Here is a 24,902-nt window from a genome sequence, read left to right as displayed (position 1 = left end):
CCTGTGGCTGCCGCAGTGACATAATGCGCGCTGCAAGTCACAGGCAAACGAGCCCGGATCCGGCGGCGCAATCGGCCCGTCCATGTTCTGTGGGTTCCAAGTCCCGACGCGGCTTCACGAGAGTTCGCGAAGGGGCACCCAACTGGTTTTTCGTTCCCGAAACCCGAAAGGTTGATCATGGAAATCTCGAAGGCGGAGATCACCTCCGCGGCGGCGGCCGGCTCCGGCGCCGATCCCCATACACCCACCGAACTGCGCGGCGCCGAGATCATGGTGCGCGCGCTGCAGGCCGAGGGCGTCAAGTACGTCTGGGGCTATCCCGGCGGCGCCGTGCTGCACATCTACGACGCGCTGTACAAGCAGGACAGCATCCAGCACGTGCTGGTGCGGCACGAGCAGGCCGCCGTCCACGCGGCCGACGGCTATGCGCGCGCGACGGGTGAAGTCGGCGTCGCGCTGGTCACCTCCGGGCCGGGCGTCACCAACGCCGTGACCGGCATCGCCACGGCGTACATGGACAGCATCCCGATGGTGATCGTCACCGGCCAGGTGCCGACGGCGGCGATCGGCCTCGACGCCTTCCAGGAATGCGACACCGTCGGCATCACCCGACCGGTGGTCAAGCACAACTTCCTGGTCAAGGACGTGCGCGACCTCGCCCTGGTGATGAAGAAGGCCTTCCACATCGCGCGCAGCGGCCGTCCGGGCCCCGTGGTGGTGGACATCCCCAAGGACGTGTCCTTCAACAAGGCCGCCTGGCAGGGCCATCCCGACCGGGTCGACATGCGCTCGTACAACCCGGTCCGCAAGGGCCATGGCGGGCAGATCCGCAAGGCCATGCAGCTGCTGATGGCGGCCCGGCGGCCCTACATCTATGCCGGCGGCGGCACCATCCTGGGCAACGCCACGGCCGAACTGCGGGCGCTGGCCGACCTGCTGGGCTGCCCGTGCACCAATACGCTGATGGGCCTGGGCTCCATCGACGGCAACGATCCCAGGTTCCTGGGCATGCTGGGCATGCACGGGACCATCGAGGCCAACAACGCCATGCAGAACTGCGACGTGCTGCTGGCCGTGGGCGCGCGCTTCGACGACCGGGTGATCGGCAACCCCAAGCACTTCGGCTCGGCCGAGCGCAGGATCATCCACATCGACATCGACCCGTCCAGCATCTCCAAGCGGGTGAAGGTCGACGTCCCCATCGTCGGCGACGTCAAGGAAGTGCTGGCCGACCTGGCGGCCCACATCCGCGAGTCGGGCGCCAGGCCCGATCCGCAGGCGCTCGCGGCGTGGTGGGAAACCATCGACGGCTGGCGCAAGCGCGACTGCCTGAAGTACGACCGGGCCAACCGCGAGGTGGTCAAGCCGCAGCACGTGATCGAGACGCTGTGGAACCTCACGCGCGACGCCGACGCCTACATCACCTCCGACGTGGGGCAGCACCAGATGTGGGCGGCGCAGTTCTACAAGTTCCGCGAGCCGCGCCGCTGGATCAATTCGGGCGGCCTGGGCACCATGGGCGTGGGCATCCCCTACGCCATGGGGATCAAGCTCGCGAAGCCCGATTCCGAGGTGTACTGCATCACCGGCGAGGGCTCGGTGCAGATGTGCATCCAGGAGCTGTCGACCTGCCTGCAGTACAGCACGCCGATCAAGATCATCTCGCTGAACAACCGCTACCTGGGCATGGTGCGCCAGTGGCAGGAACTCGACTACGAGGGCCGCTACAGCCACAGCTACATGGACGCACTGCCCAACTTCGTCAAGCTGGCCGAGGCCTACGGCCACGTGGGCATGCTGATCGAGAAGCCGCAGGACGTGGAGCCGGCGCTGCGCGAGGCGCGCAAGCTCAAGGACCGGACGGTCTTCATGGACTTCCGCACCGATCCCACCGAGAACGTCTGGCCGATGGTCAAGGCGGGCAAGGGCATCACCGAGATGCTGGTGGGGAGCGAAGACCTTTAACGGCCCAGGGGCACGTCATCCCGGTCCTGGGCCGCGATCCACGAACAGCGATGGATGGCGGGTCGAGCCTCGGTGGCATGCTCCCGGACCGAAGACGAATCTATTGCCCGCCAAGCCCGGGGCTTACCGGCACCGGGGGAGGGCGGCGAAAAGAGGAATCGCACATGAAACACATCATCGCCGTGCTGCTGGAGAACGAACCCGGCGCACTCTCCCGCGTCGTGGGCCTGTTCTCGGCCCGCGGCTACAACATCGAATCGCTGACGGTCGCACCGACGGAAGACGCGTCGCTGTCGCGCATGACCATCCAGACCACGGGCTCGGACGACGTGATCGAGCAGATCACCAAGCACCTGAACCGGCTCATCGAGGTGGTCAAGGTGGTCGACCTGACCGAGGGCGCCTACACCGAGCGTGAGCTCATGATGGTGAAGGTGCGCGCGGTGGGCAAGGAGCGCGAGGAGATGAAGCGCATGGCCGACATCTTCCGCGGCCGCATCATCGACGTCACCGAGAAGAGCTACACCATCGAGCTGACCGGCGTGCAGTCCAAGAACGATGCCTTCCTGGAAGCCATCGACCGCACCGCCATCCTCGAGACCGTGCGCACGGGCGCCAGCGGCATTGGCCGCGGCGAGCGCGTCCTGCGGGTATGACCCACCCCCGAAGCGCCTGCGGCGCCTCCCCCTCAAGGGGGCGCCACCAGCGGCCCGGCAAAGCCGGTTCCGCGGTGGCACTGGACCCAAGTCACTGAATTTCGCTTTTTTCCTGGAGAGACCATGAAGGTTTACTACGACAAGGACTGCGACCTGAGCCTGATCAAGGGCAAGACGGTCGCCATCATCGGCTACGGCTCGCAGGGCCATGCGCATGCGCAGAACCTGAACGACAGCGGCGTGAAGGTCGTGGTCGGCCTGCGCCCGGGCGGCGCTTCCTGGCCCAAGGTCGAAAAGGCCGGCCTGAAGGTCGCGGCGGTGGCCGAGGCCGTGAAGATGGCCGACGTGGTGATGATCCTGCTGCCCGACGAGCAGATCGCCACCGTCTACAGGAACGATGTCGAGCCGAACATCAAGCAGGGCGCTTCGCTCGCCTTCGCCCATGGCTTCAACGTGCACTATGGCCAGGTCGTGCCGCGTGCCGACCTGGACGTGTGGATGGTCGCTCCCAAGGCGCCGGGCCACACCGTGCGCAGCACCTACACGCAGGGTGGCGGCGTGCCCCACCTGGTGGCGGTGCACCAGGACCGCAGCGGCAAGGCGCGCGACCTCGCGCTGTCGTACGCCATGGCCAACGGTGGCGGCAAGGCCGGCATCATCGAGACCAACTTCCGCGAGGAGACCGAGACCGACCTGTTCGGCGAGCAGGCCGTGCTGTGCGGCGGTACCGTCGAGCTGATCAAGGCCGGCTTCGAGACGCTGGTGGAAGCCGGCTACGCCCCCGAGATGGCGTACTTCGAGTGCCTGCACGAGCTCAAGCTGATCGTGGACCTGATCTACGAGGGCGGCATCGCCAACATGAACTACTCGATCTCCAACAACGCGGAGTACGGCGAGTACGTGACCGGCCCGAAGATCGTGAACGACGAGACCCGTGCGGCCATGCGCCAGGCCCTGAAGGACATCCAGACGGGCGAGTACGCGAAGAGCTTCATCCTGGAAAACCGCGCTGGCGCGCCGACCCTGCAATCGCGCCGCCGCCTGACCGCCGAGCACCAGATCGAAGTGGTCGGGGAGAAGCTGCGCGCGATGATGCCCTGGATCAAGAAGAACAAGCTCGTCGACCAGACCCGCAATTGACTTCGCCGCGCGGCCGCAGGCCGCACGCGAGGTCATCCCCGCGAATGCGGGGATCTAGGGAGCGCGAAGCGCCACCCCGTGAAGCGGGGATCCAGAAGGGCGGCCGAAAGGCCGCCCTTTCCCATTGGCCTGGCCTTGCTACAGTCCGCCAGAACACCGGCCCCGACACATGGACCCCTCCCTGCGCTTCGGACCCGTCTCGATCTTCCTCGGCGACAAAGCCGGCAAGTACCCCGATGGCAACCAGGTGCTGGTGCAGGGCAGCGACACGCGGGTCGCGTTCGACACGCCGCTCGTGTCCAACCGCATCGGCCCGACCTTCGATGGTGTCGACCTGGTGATCCTCGGCCACGTGCACGAGGACCACATGGCCGGGCTGCACCGGGTGCCGCGCGCGCAGGTGCAGGTGCACGAGGCCGACCTGGCCGCCGCGCAGTCGTGGGCAGGGCTCGCGCGACACTACGGCTATCCGCACGACGTGCTGTCGGCCTTCCGCCCGGTCCTGGAGCGCGATTTCCACTACGCTCCCCGCCCGGACGCGACCGGCTATGCCGACCGCGCCTCATGGGACCTGGGCGGCGGCGTGACGGTCCGGGCGCACCACCTGCCGGGCCATACCGCCGGCCATTGCGCCCTGGTGGTGGAGGGCGTGGGACTGGCGTTCATCGGCGACATCGACCTCACCGGTTTCGGGCCGTACTACGGCGACGCCACTTCCGACCTGACGGCCTTCCGCCGCAGCCTGCGCTCGGTGGCCGACCTCGACGCGAGGATCTGGGTGACTTCGCACCATCGCGCCGTGCTGACCGACCGGGCTGGATTCCTCGGGCACCTGGAACGATTCGCACGACGCATCGAGGAGCGGACGCAAACCCTGCTGGACTACCTGCACGATGGGCCGCAAACCCTGGCGCAACTGGCGCAACGGCGAATCCTCTACCCGCAGGGATTCGACGTGCCCTATCTCGAATGCGCCGAGCGCAACAGCATCCGCATGCACCTGGATGAACTGGTCGCGCAGGGAATCGTCCGGTCCGAGGGGGACGTGTTCTGGCGGGCCTGAGCAGCGGCGCCTTCGTGCTCCGGGCGCGGCAGGCCCCGCGGCCGGAGAGCCGCCCCGTCGCCCTTACACTCTCGGCCATGCACGATGGCCCCGTCCACAGCGACCACTCTCCCGAAGAAGGCATCGTCGTGCGCCGCCGGCGCAAGGGCATCTACATCCTGCCCAACCTGTTCACCCTGGCGGCGCTGTTCGGCGGCTTCTATGCGGTGGTGATGGCGATGAACCAGCGCTTCGACATGGCCGCGGCCGGGGTGTTCGTGGCCATGGTGCTGGACAGCCTGGACGGGCGCGTGGCCCGCATGACCAACACCCAGAGCGCGTTCGGCGAGCAGATGGACTCCCTCTCGGACATGGTGTCCTTCGGCGCGGCGCCGGCGCTGATCGCCTACGAGTGGGCACTCAAGGGGCTGGGCCGCTGGGGCTGGATCGCCGCATTCGTCTATTGCGCGTGTGCCGCGCTGCGCCTGGCCCGCTTCAACGTCAACACCGGCGTGGTCGACAAGCGCTACTTCCAGGGGCTGCCGTCCCCCGCCGCCGCGGCCCTGGTGGCCGGCTTCATCTGGCTGATGAACGACTACGGCGTCAAGGGCTACGAGATGGTATGGGTGATGTTTGCCATGGCGTTGTATGCCGGCCTGACCATGGTGACGAACGTGCCGTTCTACAGCTTCAAGGACATCGGGATGAAGAAGAGCGTGCCGTTCGTCGTGATCGTGCTGATCGCGCTGGGCATCGCCGTGATCAACATCGATCCGCCCGTGGTGCTGTTCGTCCTGTTCTGCATCTACGGGCTCTCCGGCTACGTGATGTATGGCTGGCGCAAGGCCAAGGGCCTGCAGACCAGCGTCATCAGCACGTCCACCGACGAACCCGACGAACGCGGCCTGCACCGCTAGGAAAGCCCCCGGACCGACGAGGCAGGAATCCTGTGCTACATTCGTTGCTCATGAACCGCATTGCGCTGGCCCTACTGCTAATCCCCTCCGGGCGGAGACGGTAGCGCGCGCGCAAGCACCAGCCTCGACGGCCCGTATGCACCAGCAGCGGGCCGTTTTCGTTTGTGGCTGCTGGTTCTCCCCCCTGACGAAAGACGATCATGCCCATGCTGAAGAACCCCGCCGCCAAGTACCGCCCCTTCGCCCCCGTCGGCCTGAAGGACAGGACCTGGCCGGACGCGGTGCTGGCCCGTCCGCCGGTGTGGTGCAGCGTGGACCTGCGCGATGGCAACCAGGCGCTGATCGAACCCATGGACATCGCGCGCAAGCTGCGCATGTTCCAGGCGCTGGTCAGGATCGGCTTCAAGGAAATCGAGGTCGGCTTTCCCTCGGCCTCGCAGGTCGAATACGAATTCGTGCGCAAGCTGATCGACGAGCGCCTGATCCCCGACGACGTGACCATCCAGGTCCTGACGCAGGCGCGCGAACCGCTGATCCGGCGCACCTTCGAGTCGCTGCGCGGGGCGCGCCGGGCGATCGTGCACCTGTACAACGCCACGGCGCCGGTGATGCGCAAGGTGGTGCTCGGACTGGACGAAGACGGCATCGTCGAACTCGCGACCGGCCAGGCGCGGCTGTTCAGGGAACTGGCCGCCGAACAGCCGCAGACGCACTGGGTGTTCCAGTATTCGCCCGAGATGTTCTCCGGCACCGAAGTGGCCTTCGCCAAGCGGGTGGTCGATGCCGTCACCGAGGTGTGGCAGCCCACCCCGCAGCGCAAGTGCATCGTCAACCTGCCCTCGACGGTGGAGCACTCCACCCCCAACATTTTCGCCGACATGATCGAGTGGATGCACCGGCACCTGGCGCGGCGTGATTCGATCGTGCTGTCGGTGCACCCGCACAACGATCGCGGCACCGGCACGGCGGCCGGCGAGTTCGCCGTCATGGCGGGCGCCGACCGCCTGGAAGGCTGCCTGTTCGGCAACGGCGAGCGCACCGGCAACCTGGACCTGGTCAACGTCGCCCTCAACCTCTATACGCAGGGCGTGGACCCCGGCCTCGATTTCTCGGACATCGACGAGATCCGCCGCACGGTGGAGCACTGCAACCAGCTGCCGGTGCACCCGCGCCACCCCTACGCCGGCGACCTGGTCTACACCTCGTTTTCCGGCTCGCACCAGGATGCGATCCGGAAGGCGTTCGCGGCGCGCAGGGAAGGCGACGCCTGGGACATGCCCTACCTGCCGCTGGACCCCAAGGACCTGGGGCGCAGCTACGAAGCGGTCATCCGCGTGAACAGCCAGTCCGGCAAGGGCGGCATCTCCTACCTGCTGGAGACCGAATACGGGCTGGAACTGCCGCGGCGGCTGCAGATCGAGTTCAGCCAGGTGGTGCAGGCCGTGATGGACGACAGCGGCAAGGAACTCACCGCCCGCGAGATCCATGGGCTGTTCGAGCGCGAGTACGGGCTGGGCAGCAGGATCGCGCTGCGCCACCAGGTGCTCGAGGAAGGGGACGACGGCCGGGTCACGATCGCCGCCGAAGTGAAGCTCGGCAGCCAGGACCTGAAGCTGCAGGGAACCGGCAACGGCCCGATCGACGCCTTCGTGCAGGGCCTGTCCGCAGCCACCGGCGAGACCGTGAGGGTGCTCGACTACCGCGAGCACGCGATCGGTGCCGAAGCCCACGCGCAGGCGGTCGCCTACCTGGAGCTGCGGGTGGGCGAGCGCACCTTGTTCGGTGTCGGGCAGGATGCGAACATCGTGTCCGCCTCGCTCAGGGCCATCGTGTCCGGCCTGCAGCGGGCGCGCGCGACCACCGCCCGCTGCGACGAGCCGGAGTTCGCGGCGGCGAAGTGAGGAAACAGACATGGCCGACAAGCTGATCATCTTCGACACCACCCTGCGCGACGGCGAGCAGTCGCCCGGCGCCTCCATGACGCGCGAGGAAAAGCTGCGCATCGCGCGGCAGCTCGAGCGTTTGAAGGTCGACGTCATCGAGGCTGGCTTCGCCGCCAGCTCCAACGGCGACTTCGAGGCCGTGCAGTCCATCGCCAGCGCCATCCGGGACTCCACGGTCTGCTCGCTCTCGCGTGCCAACGACCGCGACATCTCGCGCGCGGCCGAGGCACTCAAGGGCGCGGCCCGGGCCCGCATCCACACCTTCATCGCCACCTCGCCGCTGCACATGGAGAAGAAGCTGCGGATGACGCCGGAGCAGGTGCTGGAGCAGGCGAAGCAGTCGGTCCGGTTCGCCCGCAACCTGTGCGGCGACATCGAGTTCTCGCCCGAGGACGGCTACCGCAGCGAGATCGACTTCCTCTGCCGGGTGCTGGAAACCGTCATCGCCGAGGGTGCCACCACCATCAACGTGCCGGACACCGTGGGCTACGCCGTGCCCGAGCTGTACGGCAACTTCATCCGGACCCTGCGCGAGCGCATCCCCAATTCCGACAAGGCGATCTGGTCGGTGCACTGCCACAACGACCTGGGCATGGCGGTGGCCAACTCGCTGGCCGGCGTCAAGATCGGCGGCGCGCGCCAGGTGGAATGCACGATCAACGGGCTGGGCGAGCGCGCCGGCAACTGCTCGCTCGAGGAGGTCGTGATGGCCGTCAAGACCCGAAGGGACTACTTCGGCCTCGAGGTGGACATCGACACCCGCCACATCGTGCCGGCCAGCCGCATGGTCAGCCAGACCACCGGCTTCGTGGTGCAGCCCAACAAGGCCGTGGTCGGCGCCAACGCCTTCGCCCACGCCAGCGGCATCCACCAGGACGGCGTGCTCAAGGCACGCGATACCTACGAGATCATGCGGGCCGAGGACGTGGGCTGGAGCGCCAACAAGATCGTGCTGGGCAAGCTGTCGGGGCGCAACGCCTTCAAGCAGCGCCTGCTGGAGCTCGGCGTGCAACTGGACAGCGAAGGCGAGATCAATGCCGCGTTCGCGAAGTTCAAGGAACTGGCCGACCGCAAGAGCGAGATCTTCGACGAGGACATCCTCGCGCTGGTCGGCGACGAGACGGTCACGCAGGAGCAGGAGACCTACCGCCTGGTCTCGCTCAGCCAGCGCAGCGAAACCGGCGAGCGGCCGCACGCCGTGGTCGTGTTCACGGCCGATGGCCGGGAAGTGCGCGGGGAGTCCGACGGCAACGGCCCGGTCGATGCCTCGCTCAAGGCGATCGAGAGCCATGTCCGCAGCGGCGCCGAGATGGTGTTGTATTCGGTCAACGCCATCAGTGGGTCCACCGAAAGCCAAGGGGAGGTGACGGTGCGCCTGCAGAACTCCGGCCGGGTGGTCAACGGCATCGGGGCAGACCCCGACATCGTGGTGGCGTCGGCCAAGGCATATCTGAGTGCCCTCAACAAGTTACAAAGTAAAGCTGATCGGGTGGCTGCGCAAGGTTAGGTTTGTGTCCATATAATTCGTCCCAGCTGAGGTTCCCTGCCTAAGTCGTTGATCTTGTGTAACTTTTACAAGATCCAGGGCCTGGCTTGCAACAAGAGACGAATAGGAGACCGGATGCAACCCACCTTGCCGAAGGCCCTGGCCAGGACCTTGACACGCGTCCTGTGCACGCTCACCGCCGTCATCGTCGTTTTCGCGCTTGCGCCCACGCCCGCCGAAGCGGGCGCGCGCAAGGGGACGGTCGCCAAGAAGCACCGCACGACCACCGCCAAGCGCGCGGTCAAGGCCAGCGTCAGCAAGAAAAGGCGCTCGGTGGTGATCACGCAGACCCCGCGTCCTTCCTACGGCCACCTGGCCGGGCTGCAGGGCACCCCTGACGAACTCGATCTCAAGTCCAGCGTCGCCCTGGTGATCGACCAGGACACGCGCGAGGTGCTGTTCTCCAAGAACGAGCAGGCCGTGCTGCCGATCGCCTCGCTCACCAAACTGATGACGGGCCTGATCGTCAGCGAGGCCAAGCTGCCCCTGGACGAAGAGATCACCATCACGCAGGACGACGTGGACACCGAAAAGGGCAGCCGTTCGCGCCTGCGCGTGGGCACCCGCATCACCCGCGGCGAGGCCCTGCACCTGGCGCTGATGTCCAGCGAGAACCGCGCCGCCAACGCGCTCGGCCGGACCTATCCGGGCGGGATGGACGTGTTCGTGCAGCTGATGAACGCCAAGGCGCGCCAGCTGGGCATGAAGGACACGCAGTACGTGGAGCCGACCGGCCTGTCCAGCCGCAACCAGTCCAGCGCGCACGACCTGGCCCGGCTGGCCAATGCCGCCTACCAGGATCCGCTGCTGCGCGAATACTCCACGTCGCCGGGCTACGAAGTGGCCGTGGGCAAACGGACGCTCCAGTACAACAACACCAACCGGCTGGTGAAGAACCCCGACTGGGAGATCGGCCTGCAGAAGACCGGCTACATCTCCGAGGCCGGCCAGTGCCTGATCATGCAGGCCAAGGTGGCAGGCCGGAAGGTCATCATGGTGTTCCTGGATTCGGCCGGCAAGCTGAGCCGGCTCGGCGATGCCGAGCGGGTGCGCCGCTGGGTGGAATCGAATGCGCCGGCGGCAACGAAGTCCTCGGAGTCGGCGGTGATCCGGCAGGTGAGCGGGTAATCCGCTGCGCTCCAACAGGAAACACGGCGAGCATCCCGCTACGCTCCAACAGGAAACACGGCGCCGTCGGCGCCGTGTCCTTTTGTGCGGCCCGCCCTTCTCAGGCCGCTTTCGCCGTTTGGGGTGGCTTGTACCCCAGCGCGGCGGAGATTTCGTTGGCGGTGGACTGCAGCTTGCTGAGCCAGCCTTCGTCGAGCCGGTCGGCCGGGGCGGAGATGGACAGGCCCGCCACCAGCCGGCTCTGGTCGTCGTAGATGCCGGCGGCCATGCAGCGCACGCCCAGTTCCAGTTCCTCGTTGTCGCGCGCAATGCCGTATTGGCGCGCCTTGGACAGTTCGCGCTCCAGCACGGGCAGCTGCGTGATGCTGTTGCGCGTGTGGCCGGCCAGGCCGGTGCGGGTGGCATACGCGCGCACGCGCTGCGGCTCGTCGGCGGCCAGGAACAGCTTGCCGGTGGACGTCAGGTGCAGCGGCGCGTGGCCGCCGATGGCGCGGACCACCTGCATGCCGGAGCGCTCGCTGTAGGCGCGCTCGACATAGACGATCTCGTCGCCCTGGCGCACCGACAGGTTCACCGGCTGCAGGATCGTGCGGTGCAGCTCGCGCATGGGCACCAGCGCCGCATCACGCACGTTCAGGCGTGCCTTGACCAGGTTGCCCAGCTCCAGCAGCCGCAGGCCCAGCCGGTAGCTGCCGGCCTCGGGGCGATCGACGAAGCGGCCCACGGCCAGGTCGTTGAGGATGCGATGGGTGGTGGACGGGTGCAGGCCGGTCTTCTCGCTGATCTCCTTGAGGGAGACGGCTTCCTCGCGGGAGGCGAGCACGTCGATCAGCGCGAACATGCGCTCGATGACCTGGATGGTGGGGGTTGCGGCGACGCCGCTGTCGGTCTTTCTCATGCGGGAAACGGCTGGTGCGTTCCGCGCATTTTACTTTGTGAAATCAAGACCCCGTCGCCCGGCCTTCCACCCAGCGGCCTTCCTGCAACACCTGGTGCGGCTGGAAGCGGGCCTTGTAGCCCATCTTGGGACTCTGCGCGATCCAGTAGCCGAGATAGACGTGCGGCAGCTTCAGCTTGCGGGCCTGATCGATCTGCCAAAGCACGCTGTAGGTGCCGTAGCTGGCCGCGCCCTCGGGTTCGTAGAAGGTGTAGACCGCGGACAGGCCGTCGCCCAGCACGTCCAGGATGGACACCATCCGAAGCGGCCCGGACGAGCCATCGGGCAGGGTCTCGCGGAACTCCACCAGCCGCGAGTTGACCCGGCTCTGCAGCAGGAACTGGGTGTACTGGTCGATGCTGTCGTGGTCCATGCCGCCGCCGGCATGGCGGCCGCTCTGGTAGCGCAGGTACAGCTGGTAGTGCTCGGGCACGAAGCACAGCTTGAGCACGCGCGCCTGCAGGTTGCGGTGGCGCGCCCAGGCGCGGCGCTGGCTGCGATCGGGCTTGAACTGCTCGGCCAGCACGCGCAGCGGCACGCAGGCCCGGCAGCCGTCGCAGTAGGGCCGGTAGGTGAACATGCCGCTGCGGCGGAAGCCGCTGGTCACCAGGTCGGAATAGGCGTCGTTGTGGATCAGGTGGCTCGGCGTGGCCACCTGCGAGCGGGCCTGCTTGCCCGGCAGGTAGCTGCACGGGTAGGGTGCCGTCGCGTAGAACTGCAGGGTCTGGAGCGGAAGGTCCTTGAGGAGCGTCACGCGACGGGCTTCGGCAACAGGAGTTCGCGCCAGTATACGGGGTCGAATTCCCACGCCGGCGGCGTGCGCTGCGTGCGCGCCGCCACCGCCGCCACGAACTCCGCGCGGGGGATTTCCCGGGCGCCCAGCGACGCCAGGTGGCGTGTGTTCTGCTGGCAGTCGATCAGGTCGATGCCGTGCGCAAGGCAGAACGCCACCAGCGCCGCCAATGCGATCTTGGAGGCGTCGGGCACCCGCGTGAACATGGACTCGCCGAACACCGCCTGCCCGATCGCCACGCAATAGAGCCCGCCGGCCAGCTCGCCGTCGATCCAGGTCTCCACGCTGTGCGCATGGCCGGCGGCGTGGAAGTCCTCGTAGGCGCTCACCATGTCCGGCACGATCCAGGTACCCGACTGGCCGTCGCGCAGGCTGCTGGAACAGGCGCGGATCACCTCGGCGAACGAAGTGTCGAAGCGCACCTGGCAGCGCGGGTCGTCGACGAAACGCCTGAGGGTCTTGCGCAGGGAGCGGTGCAGCCGGAACTCCGCGGTGAACAGCACCATGCGCGGATCCGTGCTCCACCACAGGATCGGCTGGCCTTCGCTGAACCAGGGAAAGATGCCGCCGCCATAGGCGCGCCGCAGTGTGTCGACGTCGAGCGCCCCACCCGCGGCCAGCAGTCCCGGCGCGGGGTCGTGCGGACCCCAGGCCCGCCGGGCGGGAGGAAAGGGATCGCCGGGCTCGAGCCAGGGAAGCTTCATGGGACCAGGGATGTCTGGCCTCCATTGTTCCTGAAACGTCGAGGCAGGCCGCTGCCGCCGCATCGAATGGCCAGCCGGCCCTCAGGTGCCCGCGTACCGCGACGAGGGGCCAATCCGGGCCGGGCCTCGCACCTCTCGAGCTTCGCTGCTTTTCGCAAGCCCGGAAACCGGATGCAAGATCCGGAGGGCCCACAGCGCGCCTGCGTAGCATCGACGCGCGCAGTGGGAGATTCCATGAGCGACGCGAGCCGGCCGATCCACGTATTCGTCGTCGCTCCAGCCATGTTGTGCTGGGGCTTCGAGAAACTGGTCCGGACGGCCTGTGCCGGCATCCACATGACCGGCTCCGCACCGACGCTCGCGGAAGCGCTCGCGTCCCCTCCCGGGGGGCCCGTCGACGTCCTGGTGGTCGATCTGGACGAAGGCTATGGCGAGGAAGCCCTGCTGCATGCCACCCGGCGGTTCCCCGTGCTGCTGCTCACCTCGCGCCGGCCGTCGGCGGTGCTCGACCAGTTCGGTGGCCTGGGCATCAAGGCGGTCGTTCGCAAGAGCGACCCGCCACCCGAGGTGGTGGCTGCCATCGAAGCGGCGAACTCGGCCGGTGGGCCGGACGGCCGACCCGCGCCGGCGTGGGGCCGCCTCGGCACTGTGGGCGACCCGCCCGCCGATGCGGAGCAGGCCCGGATCGCGGCCCTCACCGCGCGCGAGCGCCAATTGATCCTGGCGGTCCTGTGCAACGCGCCGGCATCCGGGAAGGTGATCGCCGGCCGGCTGTGCATCAGCGAGCACACCCTGCGCAACCACCTGACGTCCATCTACCGCAAGCTGGGCGTGCGCAACCGGCTGAGCCTGCATGCGTACGCGGCCAGGCACCAGCTCGACCAGCCCATTTCCGGAACCTGACTGGCCGACGATGCACAAGGCCAGGGTCCAAAGCCGGATCAAGGCCAACTGAAGGCCCCTGATCGGCCGGAGCGGCGGCGCGAGCCGAGCGGGCGCGGGGCTCGCGCCACGCACCTGGCGTTCACCGTGCGGACAGGTGCGAAAGGGAGAAGATGACGAGCAGGCCGGCTGCGGCGGCAATGGCGGACGACTGCTGGAACTGGTGGCTTTCGGCTTCCGGCACCAGTTCGGTGGTGGTGAGGTAGAACATCGCGCCGGCGCCGCCGGCCAGCAGCAGACCGAGCAGGTCCTGCGAGAGATGGCGCAGCAGGAACCAGCCTGCCATGGCCGCCGCGAACAGGGCGGCGCCGATCAGGCCGGTCCAGCCGAGGATGCGGCGCGCCGGGCGCTCGCCGTCCTTCTCCCGGATCAGTTCGCCGATGCTCAGCGCCTCGCTGAAGTTGTCGATCACGATGGCCATCCCGACCACGATGCCGACCGACGCATCGGTCGCCGCGCTGACCCCGATCGTGAGGCCTTCGATGATCTCCTCGGCGCTGGTGCCGCCGGCCAGCACGGTCACCTCGTCGCCGCGCGGCCGCCGCCGCCGCCGGATGCTGCGGACCCAGTCCCGTTGCGAAGCCTTGTCACCGGCGCTGGCGCCGCGTTGCACGAACAGGTCCAGTGCATAGAGGAATGCAAAGCCGCCCGTGAAACCGGCCACGGCGATCGGCAGCGAGGCCATCTGCGCGGCCCTGGGCAGCATTTCGAATGCGAACGCGCCCAGCAAGGCACCGGCGGCGAAGCCCACGGCAATGGACAGCGCCAGGGTGGTCGGTCGCCTGCACAGCGCCAGTGCACCGCCGAGCGGCGACGCCAGCGCGCCGGCCAGGGCGATGGCGAGCAGCGTGGCGAATTCCATCGGGCGGCTCCGGTGCGTTGGTGCGTGCTCGGGGGTCCGTCGAACGAGCGCCGGAACCTCCGCTCCATCAGCGGAGCGTCAGCGGGTGGCGATCCGGCTGGCGGCGCGCGATCAGGGGCCGCAGCGGAGTGGCCCAGGGCGAACTGCGCAACCAGGCGCCGGTGCGCTTCTTCAGGCTGCGGCCCAGGGTCACCAGCGTGGGCCGGCTGACGAGGCCTTCGACCAGCGGCAACGCGCAATCCGCAAAACTGGTCTTGTAGGGTTCGTCGCCCTTGCCGAGGTCGAGCAGGCCGCAGCCTTCGGCGGCGGCGGCCCTGGCTACTTCCAGCAGCAGCAGCGCGCCGGGGGAGTACGCCGCGTGCGCATGGCTGTAGACGGGGAACCACCAGTGCCAGGTGCGACTCGAGCGCATGCCCAGGTGCGCCGCGACGAGCGCATCGCCCGCGTACAGGGCCGACAGGCGGCCGGCGAACTCGGGATGGTCCGCCGCGGCGATGCGCGTGACGAGTTCGCGCGCCCAATGCGAGCCGAAGCAATCGAGTGCGCCGGTGCGGTGGCACTGCTCGGACTTGAGCCGGATCACCGTCTGGAGCACCCGCGGATCCCGCGTGTTGGACTCGAAGCGCAGCGGACCCACTTCGCGAGCCAGCTTGCGCGACTTGCGCGGCAGTTCGGCCAGGCGCCGCGCGCCGGCGGCCAGCCGGCCCTGCCGGTAGGCCTCGAAGCCGCGGGACAGGTCGAGTCCGGGCGAACTGGCCTGGGCAACCGGCCCCGGCGGACGCTGCCACGCGGCGAGGTGGTCGAACTGCCAGAACGAGAGCCCGGACGCCCGCAGCAGTTCGGCCCAGTCCCATTGCGTGCCGGGCGCGGCAACGACGCCGTGGTGATCCGAAAGCCGGCCGCCGGCCGGCTCGCCCGCGCTCCATCGCTGCTGATGCGCAAAGAAGCCGAGCACCCGGTTGTCCTGCTCGAGCACGGCGACCCGGACATCGGGTCGGACCGCTGCGACGGCGACGGCGAATTCTCGGGAGAAGCAGGGGCTGGCCAGCGTCGGCGTGCTCAGTTGCAGCTCACGCCAGCGCGCCACCTCCGCCTGGCCGAGTTCATCCGGCGACGTGACCGTGATCTTCATTCGTGCGGCCCCCTGGATCGCAGGCGGCCCGGTGCGTTGTTGGACGCTCCATCTTGCCGCCGGGGGTCGGTGCCTGAGGTAGCTCCATCGGGCCAGTACCCGACCGTGCGCGTGGCCGTCGCAGCCGGAAGAACAAAGGCCCCGCACGTTCGTGCGGGGCCTTGCTGGATTTGGCTCCCCGACCTGGCGTGCACCGGGCCGATCGACGCGAAGTAGGGGGCTGGAAAGCGCGTTCAGCTGAGTCCCAGACCAGCGAATGTGCTCAATGGAGCAGCCGCGTCCGGAGTCAGCGCGATGTAGGCGCGAGTAACGGTCCCGTCGTCTATCTCGGTTGCGATCATCGCGTTCTTCAGCTGCGCCGACAGGCTCTCACCGACTAGCTCGTAGGTCCGGGCTGAAAGGGTCACGACCCCGCGCGCCGCCTCTGACAACGCTTCCTCGACTGCGTCTATCTCGTGCCCAAACACGCGTCTGCGCACAGTACCGTCAAGTTCGAAACTCGCTACGTTGCACAGACACGTCCTGACTTTCGTCCGCAGCAAATGGCCGCCGGATACGCGCTGCAGGGTAACCGCGGCACGCACGGCCGCCGGCGCATCCCTGAAACTCAGAAGCATGTCCACTCGTCTGGATGGTTGCTTCTCGCCACCGAGTTGCGCGAGGAGCCGTTCGCTCTCCTGAGGATCTGCAGACACCAGAGCCGCGTCAGCGGCGAGAAGGGTCAACTCCTCCGCTTCATATTGGATTGACTTGTAGTGGGAGCCGATGAATAGGCGCCTCCAGACATCCACGTTGCCATGTCGAAGGATGCGATGAGACATGGCCTCTATGAGTAGCCATCGGTCCGTGGGGTCGCGCTCCAGTTCAGTCAACTCGATATCGATGTCCTGCGCAGCATGCATATCGTTCTCGTGCACAGAGGGCACCGAGCCCCACTGCTGGATCAGTAACTGAATGTGTCAGGGCCGGGCAGACCCTTGCGTGGGATTAGGCCTAAGAAGGCTAGGGCATCGACGTAGGCCTGAGGAGCGTTCGCGGCGGCGGACGAGCAAAAAAAACGCGCCTTCCTGGGCGCGTTCATCGATCGGATGACCCTCGACGCCGGCGGCGTGACGATCGATTACCGACCGGAGGCACTGCTGAACGCGGGTACACAGACCAGTGTTCGCAGTGCGGTTAGGTGGCTCCCCGACCTGGGCTCGAACCAGGGACCTACGGATTAACAGTCCGGCGCTCTACCGACTGAGCTATCGGGGAATGAGCCCGCGATTATAGCGGTATCTTTTTCGCGGCTTCTTCAGAACGCGGCCGCAAAGGACAGGCGGACGGTGCGCGGCGCGCCGGGGTACAGGTACACGTGCGAGAACTGGTAGGGCGCCTCGCGCCAGTAGCGGCGGTCCAGCAGGTTGTGCACGCCCAGGGTCCAGGTGGCCTGCGTCGTTCCGATGCGCTGCTCGTAGCGCAGCGCGGTGTCCAGGCGGGTCCAGGCAGGAATTTCGAAGGAGCCGTCGGCCAGCACCGCGCGCGAACCTTCGTGCGAGACGTGTCCCTGCAGTTCCAGGCCGGGCAGGGCGGCCAGGCGGTACGCCGCCGTGGCGCGCAGCACGAATCCGGGCACGTTCACCGGCTCCCGGCCGTTGGTGGCCGGCTCGTACACGCTGCCTTCCCGGCGGGCGCGCAACAGCGTCGCGCCGCCTTGCAGGCGCCAGGGACCCCGCGCCCACTGCGCCGACGCCTCCAGGCCGCGGTGCACGGCGGAGCCGTCGTATTCGCCGGCCAGGCAGCTGAAGGTGCGCGTGCAGAAGTCGAAATTGGTCATCGGCCTGCGGATCCGGAACAGCGCGACCTGCCAGCCCAGCGCAGCATCCCCGCCGCGCAGGCCGATCTCGGCCTGCCGTGACCGGGCCGCCGGCAGCACCTGGCCGGCGTTGGCCAGCGCGAACACGGGATTGGTCGTGACCTGCCAGGACTCGACGCCTTCGCCCCAGCTGCCGTACGCGACCAGGCCGCCGACCCGGTAGCTGGCTGCTGCCCAAGGCGTGGTAAGGCTCTGGCGGTAGCCGCGATCCAGTCGCGTGTGGCGCAGGCCGAGCCAGGTGGCGAGCCGATCGTTCCAGCGGATCGCGTCCTGCAGGTGGATCTCGGTCGCGTGCTCGTCGCGATCCGGCACGATGAAGCCGGTGGCCGGGTTGGGCGCCACCACGGTGTTCCCGTCGATGGTGCCGATTCCGGCGAAGTTGAAGGCCTGCGGTTGGAACCGGTCGCGCGTGCGGTGGCGCAGGATGCCGGCCGACAGTTCGTGCTTCACGGCACCGGTCTCCAGACTGCCCGCCAGCCGGAGGGCGGCCGCGTCGCGCCGGCGCCGCTCGTCCTCGCTGCGAAAATCCCAGAAGTCGAAGCTGCCGTCGGAGCAGAAGCGGTCGAAGTTGCCCTCGGCCATGCAGCCGAAGGGGAAGGCGGTGTAATCGTCGGTCCTCAGCCTTTGCGTGCCGAGCTGCGCGGTCCAGCGCCAGTCGCTGCCCAGGGCCTGGGTGAAGCGCAGGGTGCCGGTGAGGGCATCGAATTGCGAGCGCGGGGTCCAGGGCTGGTTGTTCAGGTTCAGCCGAGGATCGACCGGCCCGGGCCGCACGTTGCCCAGCAGGCTGAAGCCGGTCTGGCTGGCCTGGGCGCGCTGGCTCCATTCCACCTCGCCTTCCAGCAGCGAATCGGCCGACAGGCGCCAATCGGTGGCCAGGGCCAGCAGGCTGCGCTCGCCATCGGTGTTGCGCACCAGCGGCCGCAGCTTTTCCTGGGCGATGTTCAGCCGGTAGCCGAACGCCTGGCCGGCGCCGAAGCGCCCGCCCAGGTCGGCGGCGCCCAGCAGGCTGGCGCGCTGGGTCGCCTCCAGCCGGACCTCGCGCAGGTCACGGGCGGTGGGCCGCTTGACCACGTAGTTGACCAGCCCGCCCGGGGCGCTGGTGCCGGCCTGGATGCCGCTGGTGCCCTTGAGGATCTCGATGCGATCCTTGTTGTCCAGCGGGATCATGGTCTCCGCATTGATGGGCAGGCCCTCGCGCCGGTAGTTGAACTGGTTGTTCAGGGTGAAGCCACGCACCGACAGGAAATCCCAGTAGCCCGCTGCGTTGTAGGCGTCGCCGACCGAGCTGTCGAAACGCGTCAGGTCGGCCAGCCGGCGGGCGCCCGCCGCCTCGATCTCCTGGCTGGAAACGACCGTGGTCGACACGGGCACTTCCTTGCGCGGGAAGTCGCCGAAGCCGGTGACGTCGGCTGCTGCCGGCACTGCGGCCGGGGTGATCGTGAGGGGGCGCAGGGTCGGTTCCTGCGCCTGCGCTGCGGTCAGCGCGAACAAGAGCGCCACTGCGCCCGGGATCGGTTGGAGTCGTGCCACGCCGTTTCCTTCAACGTCGGGTGGCAGGTGGGCCAGCGGGGGCGGCGTGCTGCTGCGGTCGTGGATCGCGAGCGCCGCCCTGTGCTTGCTTCCCTGCGCGAGGATTACCTCAATCAGGTTCAAAGGGACTGTCTCAGCCGCCGCGCGGACGCGGCAACACCCCTAGCGGACTTCACCGGGACCGGTGAAGAGCTGCGAATTCTAGCGGTTGGCCGGACGGCGCATAATCCACGCTGCTAGAGGTGTCCTGCGGCGTGCGCCGGGGGACTGAGAAACACTCTTTGAACCTGACCTGGGTCATGCCAGCGTAGGGAAGCGCCAGCCCCACCGGGCCCTCTCCCCACCGTCGCCGACCCGGCTGCCACCGAAGGAAGACGACGTGACGCAACACCTGACCGCCTCCGACCTCTGGGCCGACATCGCCGCCGTGCGCGCGCGTTCGCCGCTGGTCCACAACATCACCAACCTGGTGGTGATCAACCTCAACGCCAACGTGCTGCTCGCGGCCGGTGCATCGCCGGTCATGGCGCACGCGCACGAGGAGGTCGCCGACATGGCAGGCATCGCGCAGTCGCTGGTGGTCAACATCGGCACGCTGGACCCCTACTGGGTGCGCAGCATGGAGCTGGCCATGGTCGCTGCGGCGGCGCGCGGCATCCCCGTCGTGCTCGACCCGGTGGGGGCCGGCGCCACCCCGTACCGCAACCAGACGCTGGAGCGGTTGATCGCCGCGGCCGCGCCGACGGTGATCCGCGGCAACGGCTCCGAGATCATGAGCACGGCCGGCGCCGCCATCCGCACGCGCGGGGTCGACAGCAGCGCCGGCGCCGGCGACGCGCTGGGCGCGGCGCAGGCCCTGGTGCAGCGCACCCGCGGCGTGGTCTGCGTCAGCGGCGCCACCGACCACGTACTGGATGCGCAGCGGCGCTGGAGCCGCCTGTCCAACGGCCACGAGTGGATGACGCGCATCACCGGCATCGGCTGCTCGGCCACCGCCCTGGTGGGCGCGTTCTGCGCCGTGCAGCCGGATGCGTGGCGGGCCACCACGGCGGCCATGGCGCTGCTGGGCGTGGCCGGCGAGCTGGCGGCGCAGCAGGCGCAGGCCGCGAACGCCGGCGTCGGCAGCATGCAGGCGCTGCTGCTTGACGCCCTGCAGTTGCTGCCGCAGGCCGAGTTCGAGCGGCGGCTGCGGCTCGAGGTGGGGCCGTGGTAGCAGGCGATGCGCTGCGGCGCAGCCTGCGCCTGTACCTGGTGACCGATCGCCGCTGTTGCGGCGCGCGCAGCCTGGAGGCGGTGGTGGCGGCTGCGGTGCAGGGCGGCGCCAGTTGCGTGCAGCTGCGCGAGAAGGAAGCCGGCACGCGCGAGTTCGTGGCGCTCGCCGTGGCCCTGAAGCGCCTGCTCGCGCCGCTGGGCATCCCGCTGGTGATCAACGACCGGATCGACGTCGCCCTGGCCTGCGGCGCCGACGGCGTGCACCTCGGGCAGTCCGACATGCCGCCCGAGGTCGCGCGGGGGCTGCTGCCATCGCACGCATTCATCGGCTGGTCGGTGGAGACGCCCGATGACGTGGTCCGCAGCGCGAGCCTGCCGGTCGACTACCTGGGCGTGAGCCCCGTGTTCGACACCCCCACCAAGACCGACACCCTGCCGGCCTGGGGCCTGCAAGGGCTGAGTCGCGTACGCACGATGACCCGGCTGCCGCTGGTGGCGATCGGCGGCATCCACCCGGGCAACGCGGCCGAGGTACTGCGTGCCGGCGCCGACGGCCTGGCGGTCGTGAGTGCGCTGTGCGCAGCCGAGGACCCGCGCGCGGCGGCCGAGACCTTCCACCAGCGCATGGAGGCGGCATGATGCAGGAACGGTACGTGCGCGTGCTCTCGATCGCCGGCTCCGACAGCGGCGGCGGCGCCGGCATCCAGGCCGACCTGAAGACCTTCGCCGCGCTGGGCTGCTACGGCATGACGGCCATCACGGCACTGACGGCGCAGAACACGCAGGGCGTGCGCGGCATCCACGCAGTGCCGCCGGACTTCCTGAAGGCGCAGCTGCAGGCCGTGATCGAGGACATCGGCGTCGACGCGGTGAAAGTCGGGATGCTGCACGCGCCGGAAATCGTGGAGGTGGTCGCCTGGGCGATCGACGGCTACGGCCTGCCGCACGTCGTGCTCGATCCGGTGATGGTGGCCACCAGCGGCGATCGCCTGATCGCGCAGGAGACCGTGCAGGTGCTGGTGCGCGAACTGTTTCCCCGCGCCGAGGTCGTCACGCCCAACCTCGACGAGGCCGCGCTGCTGCTGGGGCGGCAGCTTGCCGACGCAGCGGCGCTGCCGCCCGCGGCCGCGGATCTCCTCGCGCTGGGGGCGCAGGCCGTGCTGCTCAAGGGCGGCCACCTGCCGGGCGAGGAAGTGGTGGACCTGCTCGCCCAGCGCGGGGCGGAGCCGGCTTGCGTCACGCTGCGCGGTCCCCGCATCGCCAGCCCCAACACGCACGGCACCGGTTGCACGCTGTCGTCGGCGATCGCCTGCGGGCTGGCCCTGGGCTTGCCGCTGGTGGAATCGGTCACCCAGGCCCGCGCCTACGTGCGCTCGGCGATGCTGGCGGGCGCCGGCGTTCGCACCGGCCAGGGGCACGGCCCGCTCAACCACGGCTTCGCGCCGGAAGCCTCTCGCGTGCGGCCGGCCTAGGCTTTCGTCCGCGGCCGCGTGGCCCAGGCCAGCGCGAAGGTCAGCGCCAGCGCGGGCAGGGCGGCGCCCAGCGCCGGCGCGAACCGGCTGCAGGCGTGGTAGGTGGCGATGCCGGCGACCCAGATCGCGATCGGCACGGCCTCGGCGCGGCGCGCCCGCGCGAGCAGGGCCACGGCATCGGTGCCGAAGGACAGGCGCCCCAGCATCACGCCGAACAGCGGCACGAACACGGAGCTGAGCATCAGCAGGAAGGGCTCGAGGCTGTGCATGGGCAGCACCAGGGCCATGGCCGTGCAGGCGGCGGCGATCGCCAGTCCCCAGCGCCGGATGCTCCAGCCCGGCGCCAGGCTGTGGCCGGACACCGCGCCCGAGTAAGCGTCGCCATAGGCGTTGTCCACTTCGTCGACCAGGATCAGCGACAGCGCGACCAGGCCGCCTTGCGCCAGCAGCAGCGCGGTGACCAGGTCCTGGCTGGGCAGCGTCAGCGCCACCAGCACGCCGAGTGCATAGCACCAGCTGTTGGCCACGGCGTAGCCCAGCCAGGTTCCCTTCAGGGCGGCACGCCCGCTCGATCCGTGCCGGGCATAGTCCGCCACCAGCGGTAGCCAGGAAATCGGCATCGCGATCACCAGGTCCAGGGCCGGCAGCACGCCCATGCCGCCCGTGCCCGGTCGCTGCCACAAGGCCGCCCAGCCCTGGGCCCGGGCCATGCCCAGGAACTGCCAGCTGAGCCAGACGAGCGACAGCACCACCAGCGGCAGCGCCACGCGCGAGACCACCTGGCGCACCAGCCGCACCATCGAGCCGGAGACCAGCAGGGCCAGCAGGCCACCCCAGGCGAGCGTGGCGACCCACGGCCACCAGGGCACGGTGTCTCCGCCCCGCGCGGCGATGGCCACCGTAGCGTCGCGCATCACGACCAGCTCGAACGTCCCCCATCCGAGCAGTTGCACGATGTTCAGGACGATGGGCAGGCGTGCGAAGCCGCTGCCATACACCGCGTGCATCAGCCCGGCACTGGCCAGGCCGCTGTCGCATCCCAGCTTGGCGACCCAGGCCAGCAGGCCGGCGCCGATGACCGAGCCGGCCACGATGGCCAGCAGGGCGTCGCGCGGACCGAGCGCGGGCACGAGGTAGGCACCGACCTGCATCACCAGCAGGCCGACCCCCAGGCTGAACCACAGGGATGCGTGCTCGCGCCAGCCGAAGACGCGCTCGGCCGCGGGCAGCGGCGTCAGCGCCCGGTTGGCGGCGGGAACGGGCAGCGTTGCTGCGGCAGGCGGGCTGGCCATCGCGATCTCTCCAGGCGGTCGCGCGGGGGCGGGCTGGAGGCAGGTCCGCGAAGGACGCTGCAGGTGGCCGGCTTCCCTGCGCGAGGATTACCTCAGTCAGGTTCGAAGGGACTGTCTCAGTCGCTGCCCGGGGCAGGCAGCAACACCCCTAGCGGATGCACCCTTGCGGATGCGGCGCGGATTGTAAGCCGCCATGGACAAGGGCCCCGCAGGGCCCTTGTCGCGTCGTGATTGCCGTGCGGCTCAATCGAACACCGGCGACTCCACCCCCAGCACCTTGTGCAGCTTGGGCGAGGTGGTGGTGTACTGCAGGTGGATCTTGCCCTTCTCGGGGAAGATGATGGGCGCGGCGGCGAAGGCGGCGAGGGCGCACTCGTGGAAACCCGAGAGGATCAGCTTCTTCTTGCCGGGGTAGGTGTTGATGTCGCCCACGGCGAAGATGCCGGGGACGCTGGTGGAGAACTTCTCCGTATCCACCACCACCTGCTTGCGCTCGAGGTCCAGGCCCCAGTCGGCGATCGGGCCGAGCTTGGGCGACAGGCCGAAGAACACCAGCAGCACGTCCAGCGGCACCACGCGCGTGACGCCGTCGGCGCCGGTGACCTTGACGCCCGAGAGACAGCCGTCCTTCTCCTCGTAGCCGGTGACCTGGCCGACGATGAACTGCATCTCGTACTGCTCGCACAGCTCCTTCATCTTCGCGACCGACGCCGGCGCCGCCTTGAAGCCATCGCGGCGGTGGACCAGGATCACGCTCCCGGCCTTGTTCGGACCGTCGGCGACGAAGTTCAGCGTCCAGTCCAGCGCCGAGTCGCCGCCGCCGACGATCACCAGGTTCAGGCCGGCGAACTTGCCCGGGTTGCGCACCCGGTAGAACAGCTGCGAGCCCTCGAACTTGTCCAGGCCCTCCACCTTGAGCGTGCGCGGCTCGAAGGCACCCACGCCGGCGGCGATGAAGACGGTCTTGGTCAGGAACTGCGTGCCCTTGGACGTGCGCACGAAGAAGCGGCCGTCGTCCTGCTTCTGGAGCTCGGTGACGGTCTGGCCCAGGTGGAAGGTGGCGCCGAAAGGCTCGATCTGCTTGAGCAGCGCGTCCGTCAGCTCCTTGCCCGTGCACACCGGAATGGCCGGGATGTCGTAGATCGGCTTGTCCGGATACAGCTCGACCGGCTGGCCGCCGGGGTAGGCGAGCGAATCGATCACGTGGGCCTTGATCTCCAGCAGCCCCAGTTCGAAGACCTGGAACAGCCCGACCGGGCCGGCCCCGACGATCACGGCGTCGGTCTCGATGGGGCCGTCATGCTCGGCGGCGGTCTTGATCACTTCTTGGCTGAGTCGGGGTTCCATCGCAATACTAGCTTGCTCCGTTTCCACCCTCTCCCGCCACGGGGCGGGCCGGGTGAGGGGCGTTTCTCGATCAGCGGACCAGCTCGGAGAGCTTGCCCGGCTTGTCCTTCCATTCCTCGGCGTCGTCCAGCGCCGGCTTGCGCTTGGTGATGCTCTTCCAGGCGGGCGCCAGTTCGGCGTTGAGCTTGATGAACGACACCTGGTCGGCCGGGACGTCCTCCTCGGCGTAGATGGCGTTCACCGGGCACTCGGGGATGCAGACCGCGCAGTCGATGCATTCATCCGGGTCGATCACCAGCATGTTGGGCCCTTCGCGGAAACAGTCCACGGGGCAGACATCCACGCAGTCGGTGTACTTGCAGCGGATACATTGTTCGGTGACGACGTGGGTCATGTGCTTGCGGTCATCGCTGGGGAAAACCCCGAATTTTAACGGCCGGCCTGCGGCCGGACGGGCTCGAGGGCATGGTGCCGCAGAGCCGCA

General features: G+C 68.6%; 22 protein-coding genes, 1 tRNA gene and 2 riboswitches. Of the genes, 12 read left to right on the top strand and 11 right to left on the bottom strand.

What is annotated here, in order from left to right; all coding sequences use genetic code 11:
- The first annotated feature begins 177 nt into the window (after positions 1-177).
- The 8 genes from V6M57_RS13735 (at position 178) to pbpG (ending at position 10,337) form a co-directional block, all read left to right on the top strand.
- Positions 178-1,965, top strand: a complete 1,788-nt coding sequence (locus tag V6M57_RS13735) for an acetolactate synthase 3 catalytic subunit (protein ID WP_332815562.1) — start codon at positions 178-180, stop codon at positions 1,963-1,965.
- Positions 1,966-2,129: 164 nt separating this feature from the next.
- Positions 2,130-2,621, top strand: coding sequence for an acetolactate synthase small subunit (gene ilvN / locus V6M57_RS13730; protein WP_332815561.1), 492 nt, complete (start codon positions 2,130-2,132; stop codon positions 2,619-2,621).
- 123 nt (positions 2,622-2,744) lie between these two features.
- Positions 2,745-3,761 (top strand): ketol-acid reductoisomerase, encoded by a 1,017-nt coding sequence (gene ilvC / locus V6M57_RS13725; RefSeq protein ID WP_332815560.1) that lies wholly within the window; start codon positions 2,745-2,747, stop codon positions 3,759-3,761.
- A 169-nt stretch (positions 3,762-3,930) separates the two neighbouring features.
- A complete protein-coding gene (locus V6M57_RS13720; RefSeq protein ID WP_332815559.1) occupies positions 3,931-4,824 on the top strand; it encodes an MBL fold metallo-hydrolase in 894 nt (297 codons plus the stop codon).
- Between the two features lie 77 nt (positions 4,825-4,901).
- Entirely contained in the window at positions 4,902-5,720 is an 819-nt protein-coding gene (pssA, locus tag V6M57_RS13715) for a CDP-diacylglycerol--serine O-phosphatidyltransferase (RefSeq protein WP_332815558.1), read from the top strand.
- A gap of 206 nt (positions 5,721-5,926) precedes the next feature.
- Complete coding sequence (gene leuA, locus V6M57_RS13710; protein WP_332815557.1) at positions 5,927-7,621, top strand: 2-isopropylmalate synthase; 1,695 nt, start codon at positions 5,927-5,929, stop codon at positions 7,619-7,621.
- A gap of 10 nt (positions 7,622-7,631) precedes the next feature.
- The gene (locus tag V6M57_RS13705) at positions 7,632-9,170 is read left to right on the top strand and encodes a 2-isopropylmalate synthase (protein ID WP_332815556.1); all 1,539 of its coding nucleotides are present in this window, start codon (positions 7,632-7,634) and stop codon (positions 9,168-9,170) included.
- Between the two features lie 114 nt (positions 9,171-9,284).
- Positions 9,285-10,337 carry a D-alanyl-D-alanine endopeptidase gene (pbpG, locus tag V6M57_RS13700; RefSeq protein WP_332815555.1) on the top strand — a complete coding sequence of 351 codons (1,053 nt, stop codon included), beginning with the start codon at positions 9,285-9,287 and terminating at the stop codon, positions 10,335-10,337.
- 100 nt (positions 10,338-10,437) lie between these two features.
- Here the strand turns inward: pbpG and V6M57_RS13695 are convergent, their stop codons facing one another.
- Genes V6M57_RS13695 through aat form a run of 3 tightly spaced genes read right to left on the bottom strand, consistent with a single transcriptional unit; the run spans position 10,438 to position 12,771 of the window.
- Positions 10,438-11,235 carry an IclR family transcriptional regulator gene (locus V6M57_RS13695; protein ID WP_332815554.1) on the bottom strand — a complete coding sequence of 266 codons (798 nt, stop codon included), beginning with the start codon at positions 11,233-11,235 and terminating at the stop codon, positions 10,438-10,440.
- Between the two features lie 43 nt (positions 11,236-11,278).
- Entirely contained in the window at positions 11,279-12,028 is a 750-nt protein-coding gene (locus V6M57_RS13690) for an arginyltransferase (RefSeq protein ID WP_332815553.1), read from the bottom strand.
- Positions 12,025-12,771, bottom strand: coding sequence for a leucyl/phenylalanyl-tRNA--protein transferase (gene aat, locus V6M57_RS13685; RefSeq protein ID WP_332815552.1), 747 nt, complete (start codon positions 12,769-12,771; stop codon positions 12,025-12,027). Before aat ends, V6M57_RS13690 begins: the two co-directional genes overlap by 4 nt.
- 234 nt (positions 12,772-13,005) lie before the next feature.
- Here aat and V6M57_RS13680 point away from each other — a divergent pair, with 234 nt between their 5' ends.
- Positions 13,006-13,674 carry a helix-turn-helix transcriptional regulator gene (locus V6M57_RS13680; protein WP_332815551.1) on the top strand — a complete coding sequence of 223 codons (669 nt, stop codon included), beginning with the start codon at positions 13,006-13,008 and terminating at the stop codon, positions 13,672-13,674.
- A gap of 121 nt (positions 13,675-13,795) precedes the next feature.
- On the opposite strand, the gene V6M57_RS13675 is transcribed toward V6M57_RS13680, so the two are convergent.
- The 5 genes from V6M57_RS13675 to V6M57_RS13655 form a co-directional block, all read right to left on the bottom strand.
- Positions 13,796-14,575 carry a ZIP family metal transporter gene (locus tag V6M57_RS13675; RefSeq protein WP_332815550.1) on the bottom strand — a complete coding sequence of 260 codons (780 nt, stop codon included), beginning with the start codon at positions 14,573-14,575 and terminating at the stop codon, positions 13,796-13,798.
- Between the two features lie 67 nt (positions 14,576-14,642).
- On the bottom strand, positions 14,643-15,707 hold the full coding sequence (locus V6M57_RS13670) for a GNAT family N-acetyltransferase (RefSeq protein ID WP_332815549.1): 1,065 nt from the start codon (positions 15,705-15,707) through the stop codon (positions 14,643-14,645).
- A 233-nt stretch (positions 15,708-15,940) separates the two neighbouring features.
- Positions 15,941-16,609: a hypothetical protein gene (locus V6M57_RS13665; protein ID WP_332815548.1), complete on the bottom strand. Its 669-nt coding sequence runs from the start codon at positions 16,607-16,609 to the stop codon at positions 15,941-15,943.
- A 279-nt stretch (positions 16,610-16,888) separates the two neighbouring features.
- Positions 16,889-16,964, bottom strand: a tRNA-Asn gene (locus V6M57_RS13660).
- 40 nt (positions 16,965-17,004) lie between these two features.
- A complete protein-coding gene (locus tag V6M57_RS13655; RefSeq protein WP_332815547.1) occupies positions 17,005-19,095 on the bottom strand; it encodes a TonB-dependent siderophore receptor in 2,091 nt (696 codons plus the stop codon).
- A gap of 228 nt (positions 19,096-19,323) precedes the next feature.
- Positions 19,324-19,426: riboswitch (TPP riboswitch) on the top strand.
- Between the two features lie 48 nt (positions 19,427-19,474).
- Here V6M57_RS13655 and thiM point away from each other — a divergent pair.
- Genes thiM through thiD form a run of 3 tightly spaced genes read left to right on the top strand, consistent with a single transcriptional unit; the run spans position 19,475 to position 21,779 of the window.
- Entirely contained in the window at positions 19,475-20,308 is an 834-nt protein-coding gene (gene thiM / locus V6M57_RS13650; RefSeq protein ID WP_332815546.1) for a hydroxyethylthiazole kinase, read from the top strand.
- The gene (gene thiE, locus V6M57_RS13645) at positions 20,302-20,946 is read left to right on the top strand and encodes a thiamine phosphate synthase (protein ID WP_332815545.1); all 645 of its coding nucleotides are present in this window, start codon (positions 20,302-20,304) and stop codon (positions 20,944-20,946) included. The genes thiM and thiE overlap by 7 nt, the downstream gene beginning before the upstream one ends.
- Entirely contained in the window at positions 20,943-21,779 is an 837-nt protein-coding gene (gene thiD, locus V6M57_RS13640) for a bifunctional hydroxymethylpyrimidine kinase/phosphomethylpyrimidine kinase (RefSeq protein WP_332815544.1), read from the top strand. Before thiE ends, thiD begins: the two co-directional genes overlap by 4 nt.
- On the opposite strand, the gene V6M57_RS13635 is transcribed toward thiD, so the two are convergent.
- The 3 genes from V6M57_RS13635 to fdxA all read right to left on the bottom strand — a co-directional run bounded on the left by V6M57_RS13635 (position 21,776) and on the right by fdxA (position 24,812).
- Entirely contained in the window at positions 21,776-23,071 is a 1,296-nt protein-coding gene (locus V6M57_RS13635; protein ID WP_332815543.1) for a purine-cytosine permease family protein, read from the bottom strand. The two genes, thiD and V6M57_RS13635, sit on opposite strands and share 4 nt — an antisense overlap.
- A 56-nt stretch (positions 23,072-23,127) precedes the next feature.
- Positions 23,128-23,231, bottom strand: a riboswitch (TPP riboswitch).
- An 83-nt stretch (positions 23,232-23,314) separates the two neighbouring features.
- A complete protein-coding gene (locus V6M57_RS13630; protein ID WP_332815542.1) occupies positions 23,315-24,418 on the bottom strand; it encodes an NAD(P)/FAD-dependent oxidoreductase in 1,104 nt (367 codons plus the stop codon).
- A gap of 70 nt (positions 24,419-24,488) precedes the next feature.
- Positions 24,489-24,812: a ferredoxin FdxA gene (gene fdxA / locus V6M57_RS13625; RefSeq protein ID WP_332815541.1), complete on the bottom strand. Its 324-nt coding sequence runs from the start codon at positions 24,810-24,812 to the stop codon at positions 24,489-24,491.
- Positions 24,813-24,902 lie beyond the last annotated feature (90 nt).

This window comes from Ramlibacter sp. (genome assembly GCF_036676645.1).
Taxonomy (GTDB): Bacteria; Pseudomonadota; Gammaproteobacteria; order Burkholderiales; family Burkholderiaceae_C; genus Ramlibacter.
The sequence above is the reverse complement of the archived record's forward strand: the minus strand, read 5'-3'. Positions and strand labels throughout refer to the sequence as shown.